Genomic DNA, 18,240 nt, shown 5'->3' on the forward strand with positions numbered 1-18,240 from the left:
TGAATGATCGACTGGTTGAATCGCTCCGGACGACAGCGGGCGAATTCCATGCGGTTTGTTTTGCGAAAGCGGCCGGCGGTCCGGCTAAACCGGAAGACTGGAATGATCAATTGTTCCATACCCTTGGAAAGATCATGGGGAAAATGCACAAGTTGACCCGGACGTATGAGCCGAAAGCATCGGCGGTGAGACACGATTGGGAAGCTGTTTTGCGGCAGGACCTTCAAACAAGCGAAGCTTGGCTGTCCGACAAATTTAAGGCACTTCTTGATTATTTTTCGGCATTGCCGCAAGACCGCGATCGTTACGGCCTGATTCACGACGACATTCATCGCGGCAATTTTTTCGTTACCGACGATTCGCTGACCCTCTTCGATTTTGACGATTGCAAATATTCTTGGTTTGCCGAGGACATTGCGGTGGCGCTTTTTTATGCCATTCCCCCTGACGGGGAAGAGACAAAGCGCTGTGAGACCGCTCAAATTTTTTACGAGTCATTTCTGAACGGCTACGAAACCGTACTTTCGGCTCCGGCTGGTCTCGGCGAATGGTTGCCTTACTTTTTAAAACTCAGGGAACTGCAAGTGTACGCGGCGATACAAAAAAGCGGTCTTGACGAAAACAAGCTCACCGGTTGGGCCGGTTCGTTCATGAAAGAACGGAAACCAAAACTTGTCAATGACGTTCCTTATTTGAACGGCGATCAATGGTTCTGATTAAAGAATGATCAAGACGATGATCAACAAGATAAAGAGGACGAGGTAAAGAATCCATTCCGCCATAGCTAAGCTCCTTCCCGAACGATGTTGGTTGGTACAGCTTATGCAGCCGGAAGATAAAGTGGGAGTGCTTCCGTCCCCCGGCAAACGGCGTGGATCTTGCCAATTGGAGCACTTTTGAAGCTTCGCCGACCCCCAGCAGCGTAATAACCCCCGGGGATCGACGACATTTCAAATTGAACGAATCCCTAATTGAAACGAGAAAGTAATTTACGGGTTAATGTTATATTCGATATTGGTTATCCATTTTAGAAGCATGTCCTAAACATGTATTCAACCTCAAACGTTCAGATGGAATCGAGAGGAGCATCTAAATTGATTAAAACTAACATTATGTGGTCTGGTCGTTATTGGTCTTTTGGGTCTCGGGTGTAACGGAAACCCGGCGAATTCACATCAGACTTCAAATGATGTGAACGCTCTCACAAGTGAAAGCGTGAAAATGGCAAAATCGCAATTGGATCCTGTTTTCAATACCGAATTGAAACCCCTTTCGTGCTCGTTGGTGGGAAAGAATCGGATTCGAGATTTGGATTTTCTTTTCACAAGCGTTAAAATGGAAGCAACCTTATAGGCAAAGGAGCGAGTCGAGTGAGTATGGATTATGATTTGCTCATGGCGGATCATGTGAAAAGATGCCGTGAGGAATTGAAAACGGCGGGGTATGAAGAATTGACGACCCCTGAAAAAGTGGACGAGGCTTTGACCGCGGAAGGAACGACGCTCGTGGCCGTGAATTCTGTTTGCGGGTGTGCCGGTGGTGTGGCGCGTCCGGCAGCTGCATATATTTATAATTACGACAAGAAACCCGATCGCTATGTGTCGGTTTTTGCCGGACAAGACAAGGAAGCCACTGAAAGGGCCAGGTCGTATTTTACCGGTTATCCACCGTCTTCGCCGTCTTTCGCCTTATTGAAGGACGGAAAGATCATCGAAATGGTCGAACGGCATCAAATCGAAGGATATCAACCTATCGACGTGGCGAACAAGTTGCAGCAGCTCCTTGATGAACATGTATAAGTGATAAAAAAATGCACTCGGGCGGCGCGCTCGGGTGCGTTTTTTCGCGGGTGGGGATCCATCCACTTTTTTTACATGATGCCTCCTGAATTCGTTCAACCTATTACGAAAAGGGGGCTAAGTTTATGAAAACGGGTTTGCTCATCATCCTTCTCGTATCTCCGTATTTATGGCCGATCGGCGAAAATCCTGTGCCGGGAGATCCATATGTGATCGTCAACAAGCGGACGAATCGCCTAGCTTTCTTCAACGAAAATGAAATCAAGCATATTTATCCGGTGGCGACGGGAAAAAGTGCGAAATGGACGCCGGAAGGTGAGTTTACGGTTGTCGTTAAAGCTAAAAATCCATACTATCGGAAAAAAGAAATTCCCGGCGGCTCTGAAGAAAATCCACTTGGTTCACGCTGGATCGGGATCGATGCGCGCAATACCGACGGCCGTATATACGGTATTCACGGAAACAATGATCCCGCTGCAATTGGTTCGCATCAATCGGCAGGCTGCGTGCGCATGTATGAAAAGGACGTTCAACAGTTGTACCGTCACGTCCCGCTCGGTACGAAGGTGCTGATCGTATCGACCGATCGTTCGTTCAAGCAAATCGCGATTGTTCACGGCGCGTTAAATAAAGCTGGATATTCCGGCGAGAAACGTCATGATCAACATGCTGAATAACATGATGTAAACGACGAACTTGATCGTTTTCCGCGACATTGCCATCTCTCCTCTTTTTTGTTTCCATTGTACCCAAGAATCCCCGCTGCGGACAACTCTTAGTATGGCAGGATGTAAGCGCTCTCGCACAATAAATGGTATAATGGCATCGAGGAATTTAAGGGATCGAAGGAGGCGGACGGCATGGGGAATGATGAAAGCTTTGAACGTGCGTACCGTGAATGGAGAGAAAAAACGGAAGCGTTGATGAGGCGGTTTCCGGAACGAAAAGAAGTGTTTCAAACGAGCTCGGGTATTCCAATCGATCGGTTGTATGTACCCGAGCATGCGGATGAATCCTATGTCCGGGAGATCGGTTTGCCGGGTGAATATCCGTATACGCGCGGCATTCGACCGACGATGTATCGTGCAAGATATTGGACAATGCGGCAATATGCAGGTTTCGGTTCGGCTGAAGAAACGAATAAGCGGTTCCGCTATTTGCTTGAGCAAGGGCAAACCGGATTGTCGGTCGCGTTCGATTTGCCGACGCAGATCGGTTATGATTCCGACGATCCGATGGCGAGCGGAGAAGTCGGTAAAGTTGGCGTTGCGATCGATTCATTGGAAGATATGGAAGCGCTTTTACGGGAAATTCCGCTCGATCGTGTCAGTACGTCGATGACGATCAACGCACCCGCTGCCGTTTTGCTTGCCATGTATATCGTCGTTGCGGAGAAGCAGGGCGTCGATCCCGCTGACATTGCTGGAACGATTCAAAACGACATTTTAAAAGAGTATATTGCGCGAGGGACGTACATCTTTCCGCCGAAACCCTCCATGCGGATCATTACCGACATTTTTGCTTATTGCGCGGAACATGTGCCTCGTTGGAACACAATCAGCATTTCCGGTTACCATATTCGCGAAGCTGGTGCCACAGCAGCGCAGGAACTGGCTTTCACGCTTGCGAACGGCATGGCTTATGTTGAAGCGGCTTTGCAGGCCGGTCTCGATGTCGATCAATTCGCGTCACGTTTGTCCTTTTTCTTTAATGCGCATAATGAGTTTTTCGAGGAAATTGCTAAATTTCGCGCCGCCCGGCGCATGTGGGCGAAAATCATGAAAGAAAAATACGGCGCGAAACATCCGAAAAGCTGGCAGCTTCGTTTTCATACGCAAACCGGCGGGTCGACGTTGACGGCGCAACAGCCGGACAACAATATTGTGAGGGTTACAATACAGGCTTTGGCGGCGGTACTCGGAGGAACCCAAAGCCTTCATACGAATTCGCGGGACGAGGCGTTGGCTTTGCCGACGGAAGATTCAGTACGTATCGCGTTGCGCACGCAGCAGATTCTCGCCCATGAAAGCGGTGTCGCTGACACGGTCGATCCGCTTGGCGGATCGTATTACGTGGAGACGCTCACCGACGAACTTGAGAAAGCGGCCGAAGACTATTTGGCGAAAATCGCCGAGTACGGCGGTGCGGTTCAAGCGATCGAAGAAGGGTACATGCAAAGGGAGATTCATGAAGCGGCGTACGATACGCAAAAGGCGATCGAGAGCGGCGAGGCGACAGTTGTCGGAATGAACCGGTTTAAGGTCGATGATGAGCCAAAGCCGGAGTTGCACAAAGTCGATACCGCGCTCGGGCAGAAGCAGCGCGAGAAGTTGGAGCGGCTGCGCGCGAAGCGTGACGAGAGCAAGGTTGGCGATCGCTTGCAAGCGCTGCGTGCGGGAGCGCGCGGAGATGATCATTTGATGCCGCTCATCATTGAGTGTGTCCGAGATTTGTGCACAATCGGCGAGATTTGCGGCGTTTTGCGTGAAGAATTCGGAGAATATGCTGGGATCTAGGGATGAGGAGGCGGTATGATGAAGAAGCCGATACGCGTGTTGATCGCAAAACCGGGTTTGGACGGCCATGATCGCGGAGCGCTTATTATCGCACAGGCGCTGCGTGACTATGGCATGGAGGTCATTTATTCCGGTTTGCGGCAAACGCCGGCGCAAATCGCGGCGGCAGCCGTACAGGAAGACGTGGATGCGATCGGTCTCTCGTGTTTGTCCGGTGCCCATAACGAGTTGTTTCCGGAAGTCGTCAGACTGTTGAAGGAAAAAGAAGCCGAAGACATCATCGTCGTCGGCGGCGGGGTCATTCCGTGGGAAGACATTCCGCAGTTGGAAGCCAGCGGAATACGGAAAGTCTTTACGCCGGGGACACCGACGGTGGAAACGGCGAAATTTATCGAGCAATGCGTATATGAAAGAGACGGGATCGCGGCAGCAGACGAAAATCGGCAGCCGCCGCGCAAGATTGACCATATCGGCATCGCGGTCGCGTCGCTAGATGAGGCTTTGCCGTTCTATGTCAATCATTTGCGTTTGAAGCTTGAAGCGGTCGAGGAAGTCGTGAGCGAGAAAGTGAAAGTGGCCTTTTTGTCGGTCGGCGAAACGAGATTCGAACTGTTGGAGCCGACAGCGGATGACAGTCCAATCGCGAAGTTCATCGCAAAACGCGGCGAAGGCATTCACCATGTTGCCCTCGAAGTGGATGATTTGGCGGCGAGGCTCAAGGAATGGAAAGCCGGCGGCGTGCAACTGATCGACGAAAAGCCGAAGACAGGCGCGGAAGGTGCAAACGTTGCTTTCGTTCATCCGAAAGCAGCGAGCGGTGTGCTGGTGGAATTGACCGAGCGCAGCGGGAATGAAGGCTGAAAGGAGAAACGTTCATGGATATGTTCGATAAGATCAACGAATTGTACGACAAGCGCCGGGAAGTGGAGCTTGGCGGCGGCGACGAACGCATTGCGAAACAGCATGAGAAAGGCAAGTTGACGGCGCGGGAGCGGATTGACGTGTTGCTCGATGAAGGCAGCTTCGTTGAGTTGGATCCGTTTGTTCGCCATCGCGGCACGCATTTCGGCATGGAAAATACGGATGCGCCGGGAGAAGGAGTTGTCACCGGTTTCGGGAAAATCAACGGACGAGCCGTTTACTTGTTCGCCCAAGATTTTACGGTATTCGGCGGGGCACTCGGCGAAATGCATGCGAAAAAAATCGCCCACGTGATGGATTTGGCGGCGAAGAACGGCGTTCCTTTTATCGGTCTGAATGATTCCGGCGGCGCACGCATTCAAGAAGGCGTCGTATCACTCGACGGCTACGGTCATGTTTTTTACCGCAACTCGATTTATTCCGGCGTCATTCCGCAAATCTCCGTAATCATGGGGCCGTGCGCGGGTGGTGCGGTTTATTCGCCCGCGATTACCGATTTCGTCATCATGGTCGAGAACACGAGCCAAATGTTTATTACCGGTCCGAAGGTCATCAAAACAGTGACCGGTGAAGACATATCCAGCGAGAATCTTGGCGGTGCGAAGGTACACAGCTCGAAAAGCGGAAACGCCCATTTCACGGCAAAAACGGAAGAAGCAGCGCTGCAGCAAGTTCGGAAGCTGTTAAGCTATTTGCCGCAAAATCATAACGAACGGCCGCCGGTTGCGGAATGTTCGGCAAGCGGCGATCATTTGCCGGATCTTCCAGATAAAGTTCCGTTCGATCCCACACGGCCGTATGACGTACGTCACGTCATTTCCGAAGTCGTTGACGACGATACGTTTTTTGAAGTACATAAACATTTCGCGAAAAACATTGTCGTCGGCTTTGCCCGTCTCGGCGGTCAAACGATCGGGCTTGTCTGCAATCAACCGAAAACGATGGCCGGGGGTCTTGACATCGATTCTTCTGACAAAGCATCGCGATTCATCCGCTTATGCGATTCGTTCAACATTCCGATCATTACGTTTGAAGACGTGACTGGCTTTTTCCCGGGAATCAAGCAGGAACACGGGGGCATCATTCGTCACGGGGCGAAAATTTTATATGCATATTCAGAAGCAACGGTGCCGAAACTCACGGTCATTTTACGAAAGGCTTACGGCGGCGCCTATGTCGCTTTAAACAGCAAATCGATCGGGGCCGATCTCGTCTTCGCTTGGCCAAATGCGGAGATCGCGGTCATGGGGCCAGAAGGGGCGGCGAACATTATTTTCGCCAAGGAAATCGCACAAAGTGACAATGCGGAAGCGACTAGAGCCGCGAAAATCCAGGAATACCGGGAAAGGTTTGCGAATCCTTATATCGCGGCAGCCAACGGGATGGTTGATGACGTCATTGATCCGAGGGAAACGCGAATGAAGCTGCTGCAAGGCCTTGAGATGCTGGCGAACAAACGTGAAGAACGACCGGCAAAGAAACACGGCAACATCCCATTATAAGCTCGTGCCGACGGAAACGTCGGTTTTCTTTATGTTAAACTAAGGACAGTTCAAGCGATGGAAGGATGGACTAAGGATGAACAAAGAACGTTTGGTACAAGAGTTTCTTGAACTCGTGCAAATCGATTCGGAAACAAAAAACGAAAGAACCATCTGCAATGTATTGAGTGAGAAATTTACCGAACTCGGGTTGAAAGTGGAGGAAGACGACGCAGCAGAACAGACGGGTCACGGCGCGGGGAATCTAGTCTGCACCTTGGCGGGAGACCGCGAAGATGCCGACGTGATTTATTTTACTTCGCACATGGATACGGTCGTACCCGGGAAAGGGATCAAACCGCAAATCGAAAACGATGTGATTAAGAGTGACGGCACGACGATTCTCGGAGCGGATGACAAAGCGGGAATCGCCGCGATCCTTGAGGCGGTACGGGTGCTTAAAGAAGAAAACCGGTCGCATGGAACGGTGCAATTCGTGATACCGGTTGGTGAAGAATCCGGTCTGGTCGGCTCAAAAGCGCTCGATGCGTCGCTGCTGAAAGCGAAATACGGCTTTGCGCTCGACAGTGATGGAGACGTAGGGAATATTATTGCGGCGGCGCCGACGCAAGCGAAGTTGTTTGTCGACATTTACGGAAAAACGGCGCATGCCGGTGTGGCTCCGGAAAAAGGCGTATCGGCGATCACGATTGCGGCGAAAGCGATAGCGAAAATGCCGCTTGGACGGATCGACGGCGAGACGACGGCAAACATCGGAAGTTTCCGCGGCGGAAGTCAGACGAACATTGTGTGCGATCACGTTGAAATTATTGCTGAGGCCAGGTCGCTTGATGAGGAAAAGATGAAAAAGCAAGTGGAGCAGATGACAACGGCGTTTGAAGAAACGGCGCGCAAGATGAACGGATCTGCCGATGTGAACGTTAAGCTGATGTATCCGGGCTACCGATTCGAAGATGGAGATCCTGTGGTTGAAACGGCGAAAGCCGCTGTGAAGAAAATCGGGCGCAAGCCGGAGCTTCATGCAAGCGGCGGGGGAAGCGACGCGAACAATATTAACGGGCTCGGCGTGCCGACGGTGAATCTCGCGATCGGCTACGAAAATATTCATACAACGAACGAGCAACTGAGAATTTCAGAATTGGAAAAAGCGGCGGAACTCGTGTTAGCGATTATCGACGAAGCGGCCGCAAGCGCATAAACGCAAAATAAAAAACGAAAACGTCCGGCCGCGAGGGGCGGATGTCTTCGTCGTGAATTGGATGTCCCAACCATAACTGTTCGGTGATGTTTATGATCGTCAACAAACGTATTCGGGATACTTTTGCCCGAATTCCATCGATTCGAGAATGTGTTCTTCGGAAACTCCTGTTATCATTGAGAGTTCAGAAATGGTCGGCGACGATGCGTTTTTCGCAACATAAAGCTGATTGGCGTCTTGAATTTCAGCTAACAGGCGATCGTACTTTGTCGATATTGACATCTTCATCGCCACCTCAAAGTGTATTGCGTTCATCGTAGCATAGTTGAAATTTCATTACCATGCTTTTAGCAAAATATTCTTATTTTTTCGGAGGAATTTTCCATGGGCAACAGCCGGGTGATTTTTCACGTGGACATGAATTGTTTCTATGCCTCTGTGGAAATCGCGCTCAATCCGAAATTGAAAGGGAAACCGTTGGCAATCGCGGGCGATGAAACAACGCGGCACGGGATTGTCGTCACGAGCAGTTATGAAGCGAGAGCTTTCGGCGTGAAAACGACGATGACTGTTGCCCAGGCGAAACGGCTGTGTCCGACTTTGATTGTCATGCAGCCGAATTTTGAGCGTTACCGGAGGGCGTCCGCCGCTATTTTTCAACTGTTGCGCCGGTATACGCCGCTTGTTCAACGTGTATCTATCGACGAAGGGTATCTTGACGTAACAGACGTATTGCAAGGATCCCCATTGGCGTTGGCGAAACAAATTCAGGATCGGATGCAGCGCGAGTTGCGTTTACCGTGCAGCATCGGCATTGCCCCAAACAAATATCTCGCAAAAACGGCATCAGACATGAAAAAGCCTTCGGGCATCACGGTTTTGCGGAAACGCGACGTGCCGCACAAACTTTGGCCGTTGACAGTAGGAAATATGCACGGTGTCGGTGCCAAAACCGAAGAAAAACTGAATCGCGTCGGCATTGTCACGGTCGGTGATTTGGCGAAGGCTGAGCCGTTTCTGTTGAAAAGCACGCTCGGGATTAACGGTCCGCGCCTGAAACTGCGGGCCAATGGGATCGATCAAAGGCCCGTCGATCCCGAGGCGGAGTCCGAATTCAAGAGCATTGGCAATTCGACGACATTGCCGGCCGATACGACGGACAAAGATGAAATTCATGCCGTTCTGAAAAAGCTCGCTTTATCGGTTTCCCGCCGTATGAAACGGAAGAACTGTGTCGCCTGGAACGTTCAACTCATGATTCGGTACAACAATAGAAAAACGATCACGCGCAGTCAACGAATGGCCAACCCCGTGGATGCCGATTCCGATTTGTTCGCCGCGGGGCATCGTCTTATGCAGCAACATTGGAGCGGACGTCCGGTTCGATTGCTTGGGATTACCGCGCATGAACTGGAAAACAAAGAAGAAGCTTCAAAACAATTGGACCTGTTCTCGTATCCGTCAGAAGAAGCAGCAGGAATGAAACAGGAAGCGCTCGATGAAGCTTTGAATCATATCCGTGCGAAGTACGGGGAAAGCGTAATTAAACGCGGTAACAATTCTTAAAGCAAGGCGGTCAACAATTTAGTCCCCGTCAAGGCAGACCGGATGCCGTATCCGATGAGGATGCAGGCGGCGGCAACATTTAACAGGCGTAAAAATCGCGGCCGAATCACCCGCCGAACGAAATGGGCAGCCAACGCCAAGTTGAAATACCAAACGGCGACGCCGATGGCGACGAAACCTCCGTTGAACCAAAGGAACAGAGCGTCGCCTTCGTTGACAGGGCGTGTCAAAATCGAACCGTAAATGCTTACCCAGAAAAAAATATTGATCGGATTCAACGCGGCAATGATAAAACCAACGAGAAGTGCGCGAGCGTTCTTTTTCACCTGTTCTGAGCGTAAAGGCAAATGTTGCGGAAACACTTGCGACTTCAAGCTGTACAGTCCGATTCCCGTTAAAAAAACAAATCCGAAATAATGAAGGCATATTTGATTCGCGGTCGTTGTCAAAACCGGTAACCCGCCGTAACAAACGAGCACCATGAATCCGATATCGGCTGCCAAACCGCCGATGCCGATAAGCCAAGCCGTCCAAAATCCTCTTTCGATGCCGCGTTTCATCGCTTCTACGTTTAACGGTCCCATCGGTGCCGCCAAAGATAAACCGATCATCAAAGGGTTCATGATCGAAGTGAACATACAACTCCCCCTTTCGCCTGAAGTAAAGTTTGCCGCCGCCGTTGTCCAAGACGCTTTTTTTACCATGTTTATCTTTGTTTCCGCGGTTTAGAACGTCGAAAGACAAGACCTTGTGCATAATCATTCGCATTCGGTGGCATGTTAACCTTAAAAAGGAAAAAGAGGTGATGACATGCCTGAACAAAGAAACCGCCAAAACGCGAAAGACGAACAACAGGTGAAGCAGGAAGGCTTGAGCGAAGCGGAACGCGAACTGCAAAACGACCCGCTCCAGGAAGCCGTGGAAAAGGAACAGTACGAAGAAAATCAGTCGCGCTGACTCTCCTCTCGACTCCCGTCGTTTTAACGGCGGGGGTTTTTTCGTATCCTGCAAAAAATGGATGAATTTCACCTCCGCTTGCGCTATCATTAGGACGAGTGAACGAATTCTTCAGTCTATTCATTCAATGATGAAACGGAGGCGGGGATCATTCGAAATGAAAGGTTAGAAGCCATTCAACAAGAGATAGGCAAAGTGTTGTTAGGGAAAGAAACAGCGACAGAATTGATCATGATCGCTCTGCTTTGCAAAGGTCACGTTCTGCTTGAGGACGTTCCCGGTACGGGAAAAACGTTATTGGCCAAAAGCATTGCGAAATCGATCGACGGGGCATTTCGCCGCATTCAATTTACGCCTGATGTTTTGCCCGGCGACGTGACGGGGATTGAGTTTTTCAACCCAAAAGAACAAACATTCGAATTGCGGCCGGGTCCTCTCTTGACGAACGTGCTGCTTGCTGACGAAATCAATCGCGCGACGCCGAAAACCCAATCGAGTTTACTGGAAGCGATGGAGGAAGGACAAGTAACGATCGAAGGAAAGACGATGCAAATTCAATCTCCTTTCATGGTGATCGCAACGCAAAACCCGATCGAGTCGCATGGGACGTTCCCGTTACCTGAAGCGCAGTTGGATCGATTCTTGCTGCAATTGCGAACCGGCTATCCCTCCAGAGAAGAGGAAAAACAATTGCTCGCGCGCTACCGAAAGGCTGAACCGTTCGAAACGTTGACTCCTGTGCTGTCGTTGGATGACATCACCGAGATGCAACACGAAGTGCGCGAAGTGACGATAGCGGAGGAAATCAAAGATTATATGCTTGATATCGTGCAAGCGACACGAGCGTCAGAAATGATTTCCGTCGGTGTCAGCCCGAGAGGGACGCTTGCATTAATGCGCTGCGTACAAGCGAAAGCATGGACGCAAGGGCGCGGCTATGCAATTCCTGAGGACGTAAAATCACTTGCTCCGCACGTGTTGACGCATCGGATCGTATTGAGTTTGGAAGGAGAAATGAGAAAATCGAAGCATGAACTATTCCAGGAGCTGTTGGAAGGCATTGAGGTGCCGGTTGAGGCAGGGGCAGAGCAGTGAAAGAGTGGAGAATTCAGTACGATCTGCGGCACGGAAGCTTGTTTTCTGTCATTTCCGCTGTGTTGACAATCATCGCGATTTTCGCCAATGTCCGGATGCTTTTTTTGTTGGCCCTGCTTCTCATCGTGTATCAGGTGTGGACCCATTTTTATTTGAAAGTCATCGGGCAGTCCGTTCGTTTGAGAAATCCAAAACGATTCATCCGGCTGTTCCCTTGCGATCGAGATCGGTTAAATGTAACGATCATTAATACGGCACCTTTTCCGCTGGCGAACCTCACGTTAATGTTTCGTCTCGACAAAGTCGTTACGTTGAACAATGAATGGCTTGAATCCGGCAAAACGACCATCCTGTACAAGAGAAGTATGTTCATCGATCCAAAAAGTGAGAAAGAAATCGTCTTTGATTTAACAGCTCATCAGCGCGCGGCAGTCAAGCTCGTCGACATACAAGTGGTTGTAAAAGATTGGTTCGGTTTGGGAGAAGTGCGTATGAACCTTGACCGGATTTTTCAAACGCATGTGATCGTTTATCCTGATCTGATCCCGGTAAACGGTTTGGAGAAAATCACCTCATTGCGCCACGGGGAGAGAATGACGAATGTTTCGCTGAATGAAGACTTGTTATCCCCCGTAGGGACGAGAAATTATGTGCGCACTGATCCCTTTAACCGTATTCATTGGAAAGCTTCCGCGAAAAGCGGGCAGTTGCAAACGAAGCAGTTGCAGGCGACGAACGGGATGACATGGTCGCTGTTGTTGTATTTTGATAAAAGAACTATGAATTCCGCCGATCTTGAACGAGAAATCAGTTGTTTTGCTTACTTGTGCAAGTATGCAGACGACAACGACATTCCATTTGAATTGTATACGAACATCAAATCTTTCGGAAGGCACAATCTGCTTCATCTGCCTGCCGGAAAGGGACGCACACAATTGGCGAAAGCTTATGAACTGCTTGCTCGCATTCAAAAGTTCAGTCTCACGCTTCCGCCTGATTGGTTGTTGAAAGAGGCTGACAACCCCCATTTTGATGACCGTGTCTCGTTTTTAAACACTCATTTTCCGTCCTTACACAAGCAAGGCACCTTATCGAAATGGAGACGCTCGGGCCGTCCGATGTTCACCGTTCGTTCCGATGAGAACGGGGCGTACATAACCGCTTTTTGCGAGCGAAAGGAAGCTGTTTTATGACAACCGCAGCTAACCTGTTTCGTTACTGTTTCGAAGGCTTTACGTTGTTTATTGTCCTGATGTTTTTTGAATCTCCGGAAAAGATGACGGCGCATGCGGTTGCTTTCATTTTGGCTTACCTTTTTCCTGCGATAATCCTTGCTATTTTCGCACAACGTTTGCAACAATTATCCTTTCTTGTGCTGCTCATCGTTTCTGCTGCCCTTTTTCTGTTCGCGTGGATGCTCGGCTTTTCGCCGTTTGTCGCCCTTCTTATTTCGCTAGCCGCAGGGTGGCGCTCGTTCAAAAGTTTTCTGCTTACTGATGCTCATCCGGACGATCGATTCAACGACTTGTATGTTTTTATATTGTCATTGATCCTAGCGCTTTTTGTGTCGCTGTCCGCGGATTCGACGGCTGTCTTGTTTCTCGTCGTCTTTTTGCAATTGCTGTTTTTGTTCGCCACAAGAGCGGCTGCTACTTTTGCCGCTGGTACTCGTCCATCAGCCCTTTTTCAATGGATTGGCGGAACGTTTGCGGTGTTGACGGCTGTTTCCGTCGGAATCGTATTCCTTTTTCCCGTCGTTAAATGGTTCGTCATCTCGATTTTGCAAGGATTTGTACGTACGATCGGCTTGGTGATCAGCATTGCGGTCTATTGGTTGGTTTCCCTCTTGCATTTAAGCAATCTTGGGTCGTCGAAGTTGACGAACAGCGATTCCGGATTGAAAAGCGTCACGCCGATCATCCATTCGAATCTTTCTCGCCTGAGCGGCCACGACTCGTTCTCGTGGGAGACCGTCTTTTGGATCACCGTCATCATTCTGTTTCTTCTAACCGCAATTCTTTATGCGAAAAAGAAGATCAATCTTGGCGAGACAAAGCGGCAACAAGCGGCGAAATCGATGGAAACCTCCCGCCCTTTGAAAATCGATACGAATATGCGGAGGCGACGCATACGTTCGCCGAAAAATCGTGTGCGAAAAAAACTATTCCAACTGCACAAACAATTTTCGCGGCTCGGAATCGGCCGGCGTAAAGGACAAACGGTATCCGAGTGGTTTGCCGATCTTGACCTTTCTGATGACGCAAAAGAAAAAGTCGCTTCCGGCTATGTAAAGGTGCGCTACGGCGGCCAATTGCTCTCATTGTCCGAATGGGCGGATTACGAGGCGGCCGTCGATGCCATGATGGCTGAGGCAAAGACGAAATATGAACGAAAGAGGCATTTTGCGCCTCGTCCATTTAAACGATAAAATAGGAGGGGATGGACAACCGAAACAACAGCAGTGTTTAGATGGAAGGGGATTGCAACTTGGATTTGTACTTTCTTGGAACGGGCGGGGGCGTTCCGTCGAACGAGCGCAACGTGACATCCATCGCCTTGCGGATGCCGGAGCGCGGCGCCATTTGGTTGTTTGACTGTGGAGAAGCCACGCAGCAACAAATCTTGAAAACCCCGTTGAAATTGAGCAAAATCGAAAAAATTTTCGTTACGCATACGCACGGAGACCATATTTACGGACTGCCCGGACTGCTGGCAAGCCGATCGTTTCAAGAGGACGAATCGGAGGTGACCGTTTACGGTCCGAAAGGAGTTCGCCGCTTCATCGAAACGGCTTTCTCAGTTTCGGGAACGTATTTACGCTATCCGCTTTCGATTGTAGAGGTACACGAAGGTGTAGTCTTTGAGGACGATTCGCTGACGGTGGAAGCGGCTCAGTTGGAACACGTTATCCCCTCTTTCGGATACCGGATTGTCGAAAAAGACCGTCCTGGCGCGCTCGACGCTGAACGGTTAAAGGCGGAAGGGCTGCCGCCCGGTCCCCTATACAAGCGGTTGAAGAACGGGGAAACGGTGACGACTGAGGACGGTCAAGTGTTTCACGGGCCGGATTATGTCGGACCGTTGAAACGGGGGAAGAAGGCAGCGATTCTCGGCGACACGCGTCCGTGTCGGGCGATCGATAAGCTCGCGGACCAAGTTGACGTGCTCGTGCATGAGGCGACGTTCATGGAAGCGGATGCCGAGCGGGCCCATCGCTACTTTCATTCGACGACCGTCGATGCGGCAAAAAAAGCGCGCGCCGCATCATCGGGCGCGCTGATCATGACGCATGTAAGTTCTCGATACAAAGGCATGGAAGAGGCATTCGTGCAGGAAGCGAGGGAGATTTTTCCCGCTTCCCATTTAGCTGAAGACTTTTGGAGCTTTCCGGTTTAAGCTTGCCAGCCGCGCAAGTATTGTCGCGGCCCATCGATGGGCTCGCCGAGTGCGCGCGCCGCGCGCAGCGGCCAATACGGGTCACGCAGCAGTTCGCGCGCCAATAGAATAAGATCTGCGCGGTCGTTTTGCAAGATTTCCTCGGCATGCAGCGGTTCGGTGATGAGACCGACGGCGCCGGTGGCGATGCCGGCTCCGTGTTTGATTTGTTCAGCAAATTTTACTTGGTAACCGGGGTACACATTCACACGTGCCGGGGCTACGCCTCCTGAACTGCAATCGACGAGGTCGACCCCTTGCGCTTTCATTAGGCTTGCGAAATATACGTGATCTTCCGATGTATTTCCGCCTTCGCGGTAATCGCTCGCAGATACCCGCACGAACAACGGACCGTCCCACACTTCTTTCACCGCTTCAATCACCTCGCGCAAGAACCGATAGCGATTATCCCGCGAACCGCCGTATTCATCCTTCCGTTTGTTCGCAAGCGGCGAAAGAAACTCGCTGATCAAGTAGCCGTGCGCCCCGTGCAACTCGATCACGTCGAATCCCGCCGCCTTCGCGCGCCCTGCGGCGCTCTTGAAGGCTTCGACCGTTTCTTCGATTTGCGCGCGGCTCATCTCATCCGGTACTTTCGTCTTCTCATTATACGGCTCCGCCGTCGGCGCGATGATCGGTCCGTCCACTTCCGCTTTGCGCCCGGCATGAGCCAGCTGAATGCCGATTTTCGAACCATGCTCATGGTTCAACGCGACGAGCGACCGCAACCCGTCCACATGCTCATCGCTCCATATCCCCAAATCTTGCTTCGAAATGCGTCCTTGCGGCGTGACCGCACTCGCCTCCAAAATCACGAGTCCTGCTTGGCCGACGGCCCTTGACGTATAATGCGTCACATGCCAATCATTCACCTTGCCGTCTTCCTCCATGCATGAATACATGCACATCGGGGCCATCACAATTCTATTTTTCAAGGTTACGTCTTTAAACGTTATCGGTTCAAATAACTTCGCCAATCGTGTTCACGTCCTTTACAAGGATTTTGCGTGTCCCGAAAATTATAGCACAGCGGTTTTTTCCGGGTCATCTATCCTGTTTCTGCAACCGAAAACCTCGGCAAAAAAACGGCAGATGTAGTAAACTGAATAAAGTGAAAAGATGGAAAGGATGGTCGTCGTGGCGCAATGGCAAACGAAAAACCAATTGACGGAATTGTTGACGCAGCTAGTCGAATATCAAAGCATAACGGGATCACCGGCGGAAATCGCCATCAGCGAATATTTGCACTTGCGACTGCGTGAGCTCGGTTATTTTCAAGAAAACCCGCAATATTTGCAGCTGCATCCAACGGCAGACGGCAGAAAATTCATTACCGCACTCGTTAAAAAAAAGCGGGCGAGAAAAACGGTCGTCCTCGTTAGTCATTTCGATGTGGTTGACGTTGAAGATTACGGGGAATGGAAAAATCTCGCTTTCCGTCCGAAAGAGTTGACGAACGAATTCCGCCGCAGCCAAGATCTTCCCGAGGAAGTGTCGAACGACATCGCAAACGGCGATTGGCTGTTCGGCCGCGGTACGATGGATATGAAAGCGGGAATCGCGCTCCATATGGCGATGATCGAACAAGCTTGTGATGGCCGTTTCGACGGCAATGTCATGCTATTGTCCGTGCCTGACGAAGAAGTGAATTCAACGGGGATGATCGAGGCGGTCGAAGTGTTGTTGGAACTAGCAGGGAAGTATGACCTAAGCTACACGGCCTGCCTGAATTCCGAGCCGATTTTTACAAGTTATCCGGGTGACGACAATTATTACGTGTACAGTGGTTCAGTCGGCAAAGTGCTGCCGGGATTTTTTTGTTATGGAAAAGAAACACACGCCGGGGAGCCATTCGCCGGGTTGAACGCCAATTTCATGGTATCCGAGCTGACGCGAGCGCTGGAGTTGAATACAACCTTTTGCGAGCAGGTGGAAGGCGAAAATACGCCGCCGCCGACCAATCTCATGCAGAAAGATTTGAAAGACGGCTATTCCGTGCAAAGTCCGCATTCGGCGGTGACGAACTTTAATTTGTTGACGATGGAGCAACCGCTCGAAAACATTACCGATCAATTGTTAAAATTGGCCGGCGAAAGCGCGGAACGAATTCAGAAACATTATTTGGAACGAGTGAAACAGTATAACCGCTGGCAATCATTCGACCCTGTCGACTTTGACATCCGCGTATTGACTTATGAAAAGTTGTGGGCCATGGCCGTCGAACGGTACGGCCGTGACGAAATTGAACGCAGACAGGCGTACATTATCGCCAATTTCAAGGAATTGGGAGACCGCGATCTCTCGACACGGTTGGTATTCGATTTGGCTGCCCTTTGCAAAGACCAGTCACCGATGATCGTTTTATTTTACAATCCGCCATTTTATCCGGCAGTCTCTTCGAGGCACGAACCGGTCATATTGCGAACCATCAATCATATAATGGAGTACGCCCATAAAAAGCACGGGGTTTCGCTCAAGCATAAGCGGTTTTTCCCCGGGTTGTCGGATCTCAGTTTTACCGGGATGAACCAAACAGCGAACGCCCTTTACCCGCTCGTGAACAACATGCCGTTATATGGCAACGGCTATGATTTGCCTTTCGATGCAATGAGGGCGTTGAACATCCCTGTCATGAACCTCGGACCGCTCGGCAAAGATGCTCATCAATGGACAGAGCGACTGCAACTGGATTACTCATTTGCGACATTGCCCGGCATGCTGCGGGAAACCATTGCGGAATTGTTAAAAGACAACACTCCTGAAATTACCAAATAGGTGATAAAATTAGGATAAAAGACCCATTCAAATGTAGTAAAATAGAACGATTTGTAATTATTTGAAAAAATGTTGCAGGAACTGAAAGGCATTGGTCGAAATCCTAAGGTGACAGAGAAAAAATCGTTCAAACGCCTGAAACTTGTCGAAACGGTAAAACTTGAAGCGGGTCCAGAGGTGAAGTGTATGGAAGTTGATTTACAAAAGGAATTGCTGCTGCGCTGGTATGATTTAATGAAGGCAGGTGAAAAAGAAAAAGCGAGCGAAAGGAAAGAAAGAATCAGCGCACTTTATCTCAGTCACTTGAATGAGGAAATGACACAGTTTTACAAGCTGTTGGAGTTAAAGTATCATATACTATGTGAAGATTATGATAGGGCAGAACAAACATTGGCCGAAGCCAGCCTGTCCGTTTTCGACGAGAGACACTGGTTGAATTATTATTATAATTTCTTTAAAGGCTCTTATCATTACGA

At 50.1% G+C, this 18,240-nt stretch carries 19 protein-coding genes; 15 read left to right on the plus strand and 4 right to left on the minus strand.

Features of this window, described 5'->3' with window-relative positions:
- The 3 genes from VFK44_09005 to VFK44_09015 form a co-directional block, all read left to right on the plus strand.
- A partial coding sequence (locus VFK44_09005; protein ID HET7628510.1) for a phosphotransferase occupies positions 1-716 on the plus strand: 716 nt, incomplete at its 5' end.
- A gap of 654 nt (positions 717-1,370) precedes the next feature.
- Positions 1,371-1,799: a BrxA/BrxB family bacilliredoxin gene (locus VFK44_09010; protein HET7628511.1), complete on the plus strand. Its 429-nt coding sequence runs from the start codon at positions 1,371-1,373 to the stop codon at positions 1,797-1,799.
- A gap of 125 nt (positions 1,800-1,924) precedes the next feature.
- Positions 1,925-2,476, plus strand: coding sequence for a L,D-transpeptidase (locus VFK44_09015; GenBank protein HET7628512.1), 552 nt, complete (start codon positions 1,925-1,927; stop codon positions 2,474-2,476).
- Here the strand turns inward: VFK44_09015 and prli42 are convergent.
- Complete coding sequence (gene prli42 / locus VFK44_09020; protein HET7628513.1) at positions 2,423-2,605, minus strand: stressosome-associated protein Prli42; 183 nt, start codon at positions 2,603-2,605, stop codon at positions 2,423-2,425. The genes VFK44_09015 and prli42 overlap by 54 nt on opposite strands.
- A 54-nt stretch (positions 2,606-2,659) precedes the next feature.
- Here prli42 and VFK44_09025 point away from each other — a divergent pair, with 54 nt between their 5' ends.
- From VFK44_09025 to VFK44_09040, 4 genes are all read left to right on the plus strand, one after another.
- The gene (locus VFK44_09025) at positions 2,660-4,315 is read left to right on the plus strand and encodes a methylmalonyl-CoA mutase family protein (GenBank protein HET7628514.1); all 1,656 of its coding nucleotides are present in this window, start codon (positions 2,660-2,662) and stop codon (positions 4,313-4,315) included.
- An 18-nt stretch (positions 4,316-4,333) separates the two neighbouring features.
- Complete coding sequence (gene mce, locus VFK44_09030) at positions 4,334-5,176, plus strand: methylmalonyl-CoA epimerase (GenBank protein HET7628515.1); 843 nt, start codon at positions 4,334-4,336, stop codon at positions 5,174-5,176.
- Between the two features lie 14 nt (positions 5,177-5,190).
- Complete coding sequence (locus VFK44_09035) at positions 5,191-6,738, plus strand: acyl-CoA carboxylase subunit beta (GenBank protein HET7628516.1); 1,548 nt, start codon at positions 5,191-5,193, stop codon at positions 6,736-6,738.
- A gap of 76 nt (positions 6,739-6,814) precedes the next feature.
- Complete coding sequence (locus VFK44_09040; GenBank protein HET7628517.1) at positions 6,815-7,936, plus strand: M20/M25/M40 family metallo-hydrolase; 1,122 nt, start codon at positions 6,815-6,817, stop codon at positions 7,934-7,936.
- Positions 7,937-8,035: 99 nt separating this feature from the next.
- Here the strand turns inward: VFK44_09040 and VFK44_09045 are convergent, their stop codons facing one another.
- On the minus strand, positions 8,036-8,218 hold the full coding sequence (locus VFK44_09045) for a hypothetical protein (protein ID HET7628518.1): 183 nt from the start codon (positions 8,216-8,218) through the stop codon (positions 8,036-8,038).
- A gap of 102 nt (positions 8,219-8,320) precedes the next feature.
- Between VFK44_09045 and VFK44_09050 the strand changes: the two genes are divergently transcribed.
- On the plus strand, positions 8,321-9,502 hold the full coding sequence (locus VFK44_09050) for a DNA polymerase IV (GenBank protein ID HET7628519.1): 1,182 nt from the start codon (positions 8,321-8,323) through the stop codon (positions 9,500-9,502).
- On the opposite strand, the gene VFK44_09055 is transcribed toward VFK44_09050, so the two are convergent.
- Positions 9,499-10,140, minus strand: coding sequence for a LysE family transporter (locus tag VFK44_09055; protein ID HET7628520.1), 642 nt, complete (start codon positions 10,138-10,140; stop codon positions 9,499-9,501). The two genes, VFK44_09050 and VFK44_09055, sit on opposite strands and share 4 nt — an antisense overlap.
- A gap of 172 nt (positions 10,141-10,312) precedes the next feature.
- Here VFK44_09055 and sspJ point away from each other — a divergent pair, with 172 nt between their 5' ends.
- From sspJ to rnz, 5 genes are all read left to right on the plus strand, one after another.
- Positions 10,313-10,459: a small acid-soluble spore protein SspJ gene (gene sspJ / locus VFK44_09060; protein ID HET7628521.1), complete on the plus strand. Its 147-nt coding sequence runs from the start codon at positions 10,313-10,315 to the stop codon at positions 10,457-10,459.
- 147 nt (positions 10,460-10,606) lie between these two features.
- Positions 10,607-11,554 carry a MoxR family ATPase gene (locus VFK44_09065; protein HET7628522.1) on the plus strand — a complete coding sequence of 316 codons (948 nt, stop codon included), beginning with the start codon at positions 10,607-10,609 and terminating at the stop codon, positions 11,552-11,554.
- Positions 11,551-12,747 carry a DUF58 domain-containing protein gene (locus VFK44_09070; GenBank protein HET7628523.1) on the plus strand — a complete coding sequence of 399 codons (1,197 nt, stop codon included), beginning with the start codon at positions 11,551-11,553 and terminating at the stop codon, positions 12,745-12,747. The genes VFK44_09065 and VFK44_09070 overlap by 4 nt, the downstream gene beginning before the upstream one ends.
- On the plus strand, positions 12,744-13,982 hold the full coding sequence (locus tag VFK44_09075) for a DUF4129 domain-containing protein (protein ID HET7628524.1): 1,239 nt from the start codon (positions 12,744-12,746) through the stop codon (positions 13,980-13,982). The genes VFK44_09070 and VFK44_09075 overlap by 4 nt, the downstream gene beginning before the upstream one ends.
- A gap of 59 nt (positions 13,983-14,041) precedes the next feature.
- Entirely contained in the window at positions 14,042-14,950 is a 909-nt protein-coding gene (rnz, locus tag VFK44_09080) for a ribonuclease Z (protein HET7628525.1), read from the plus strand.
- On the opposite strand, the gene namA is transcribed toward rnz, so the two are convergent.
- Entirely contained in the window at positions 14,947-15,966 is a 1,020-nt protein-coding gene (gene namA / locus VFK44_09085; protein ID HET7628526.1) for an NADPH dehydrogenase NamA, read from the minus strand. The genes rnz and namA overlap by 4 nt on opposite strands.
- A gap of 160 nt (positions 15,967-16,126) precedes the next feature.
- Between namA and VFK44_09090 the strand changes: the two genes are divergently transcribed.
- Together VFK44_09090 and VFK44_09095 are read left to right on the plus strand one after the other, a co-directional pair.
- Entirely contained in the window at positions 16,127-17,764 is a 1,638-nt protein-coding gene (locus tag VFK44_09090; protein ID HET7628527.1) for a M20/M25/M40 family metallo-hydrolase, read from the plus strand.
- A 186-nt stretch (positions 17,765-17,950) separates the two neighbouring features.
- The coding region (locus VFK44_09095) for a hypothetical protein (protein ID HET7628528.1) at positions 17,951-18,240 on the plus strand (290 nt) is incomplete at its 3' end.

The sequence above is a fragment of the Bacillales bacterium genome (assembly GCA_035700025.1).
Taxonomy (GTDB): Bacteria; Bacillota; Bacilli; order Bacillales; family DASSOY01; genus DASSOY01.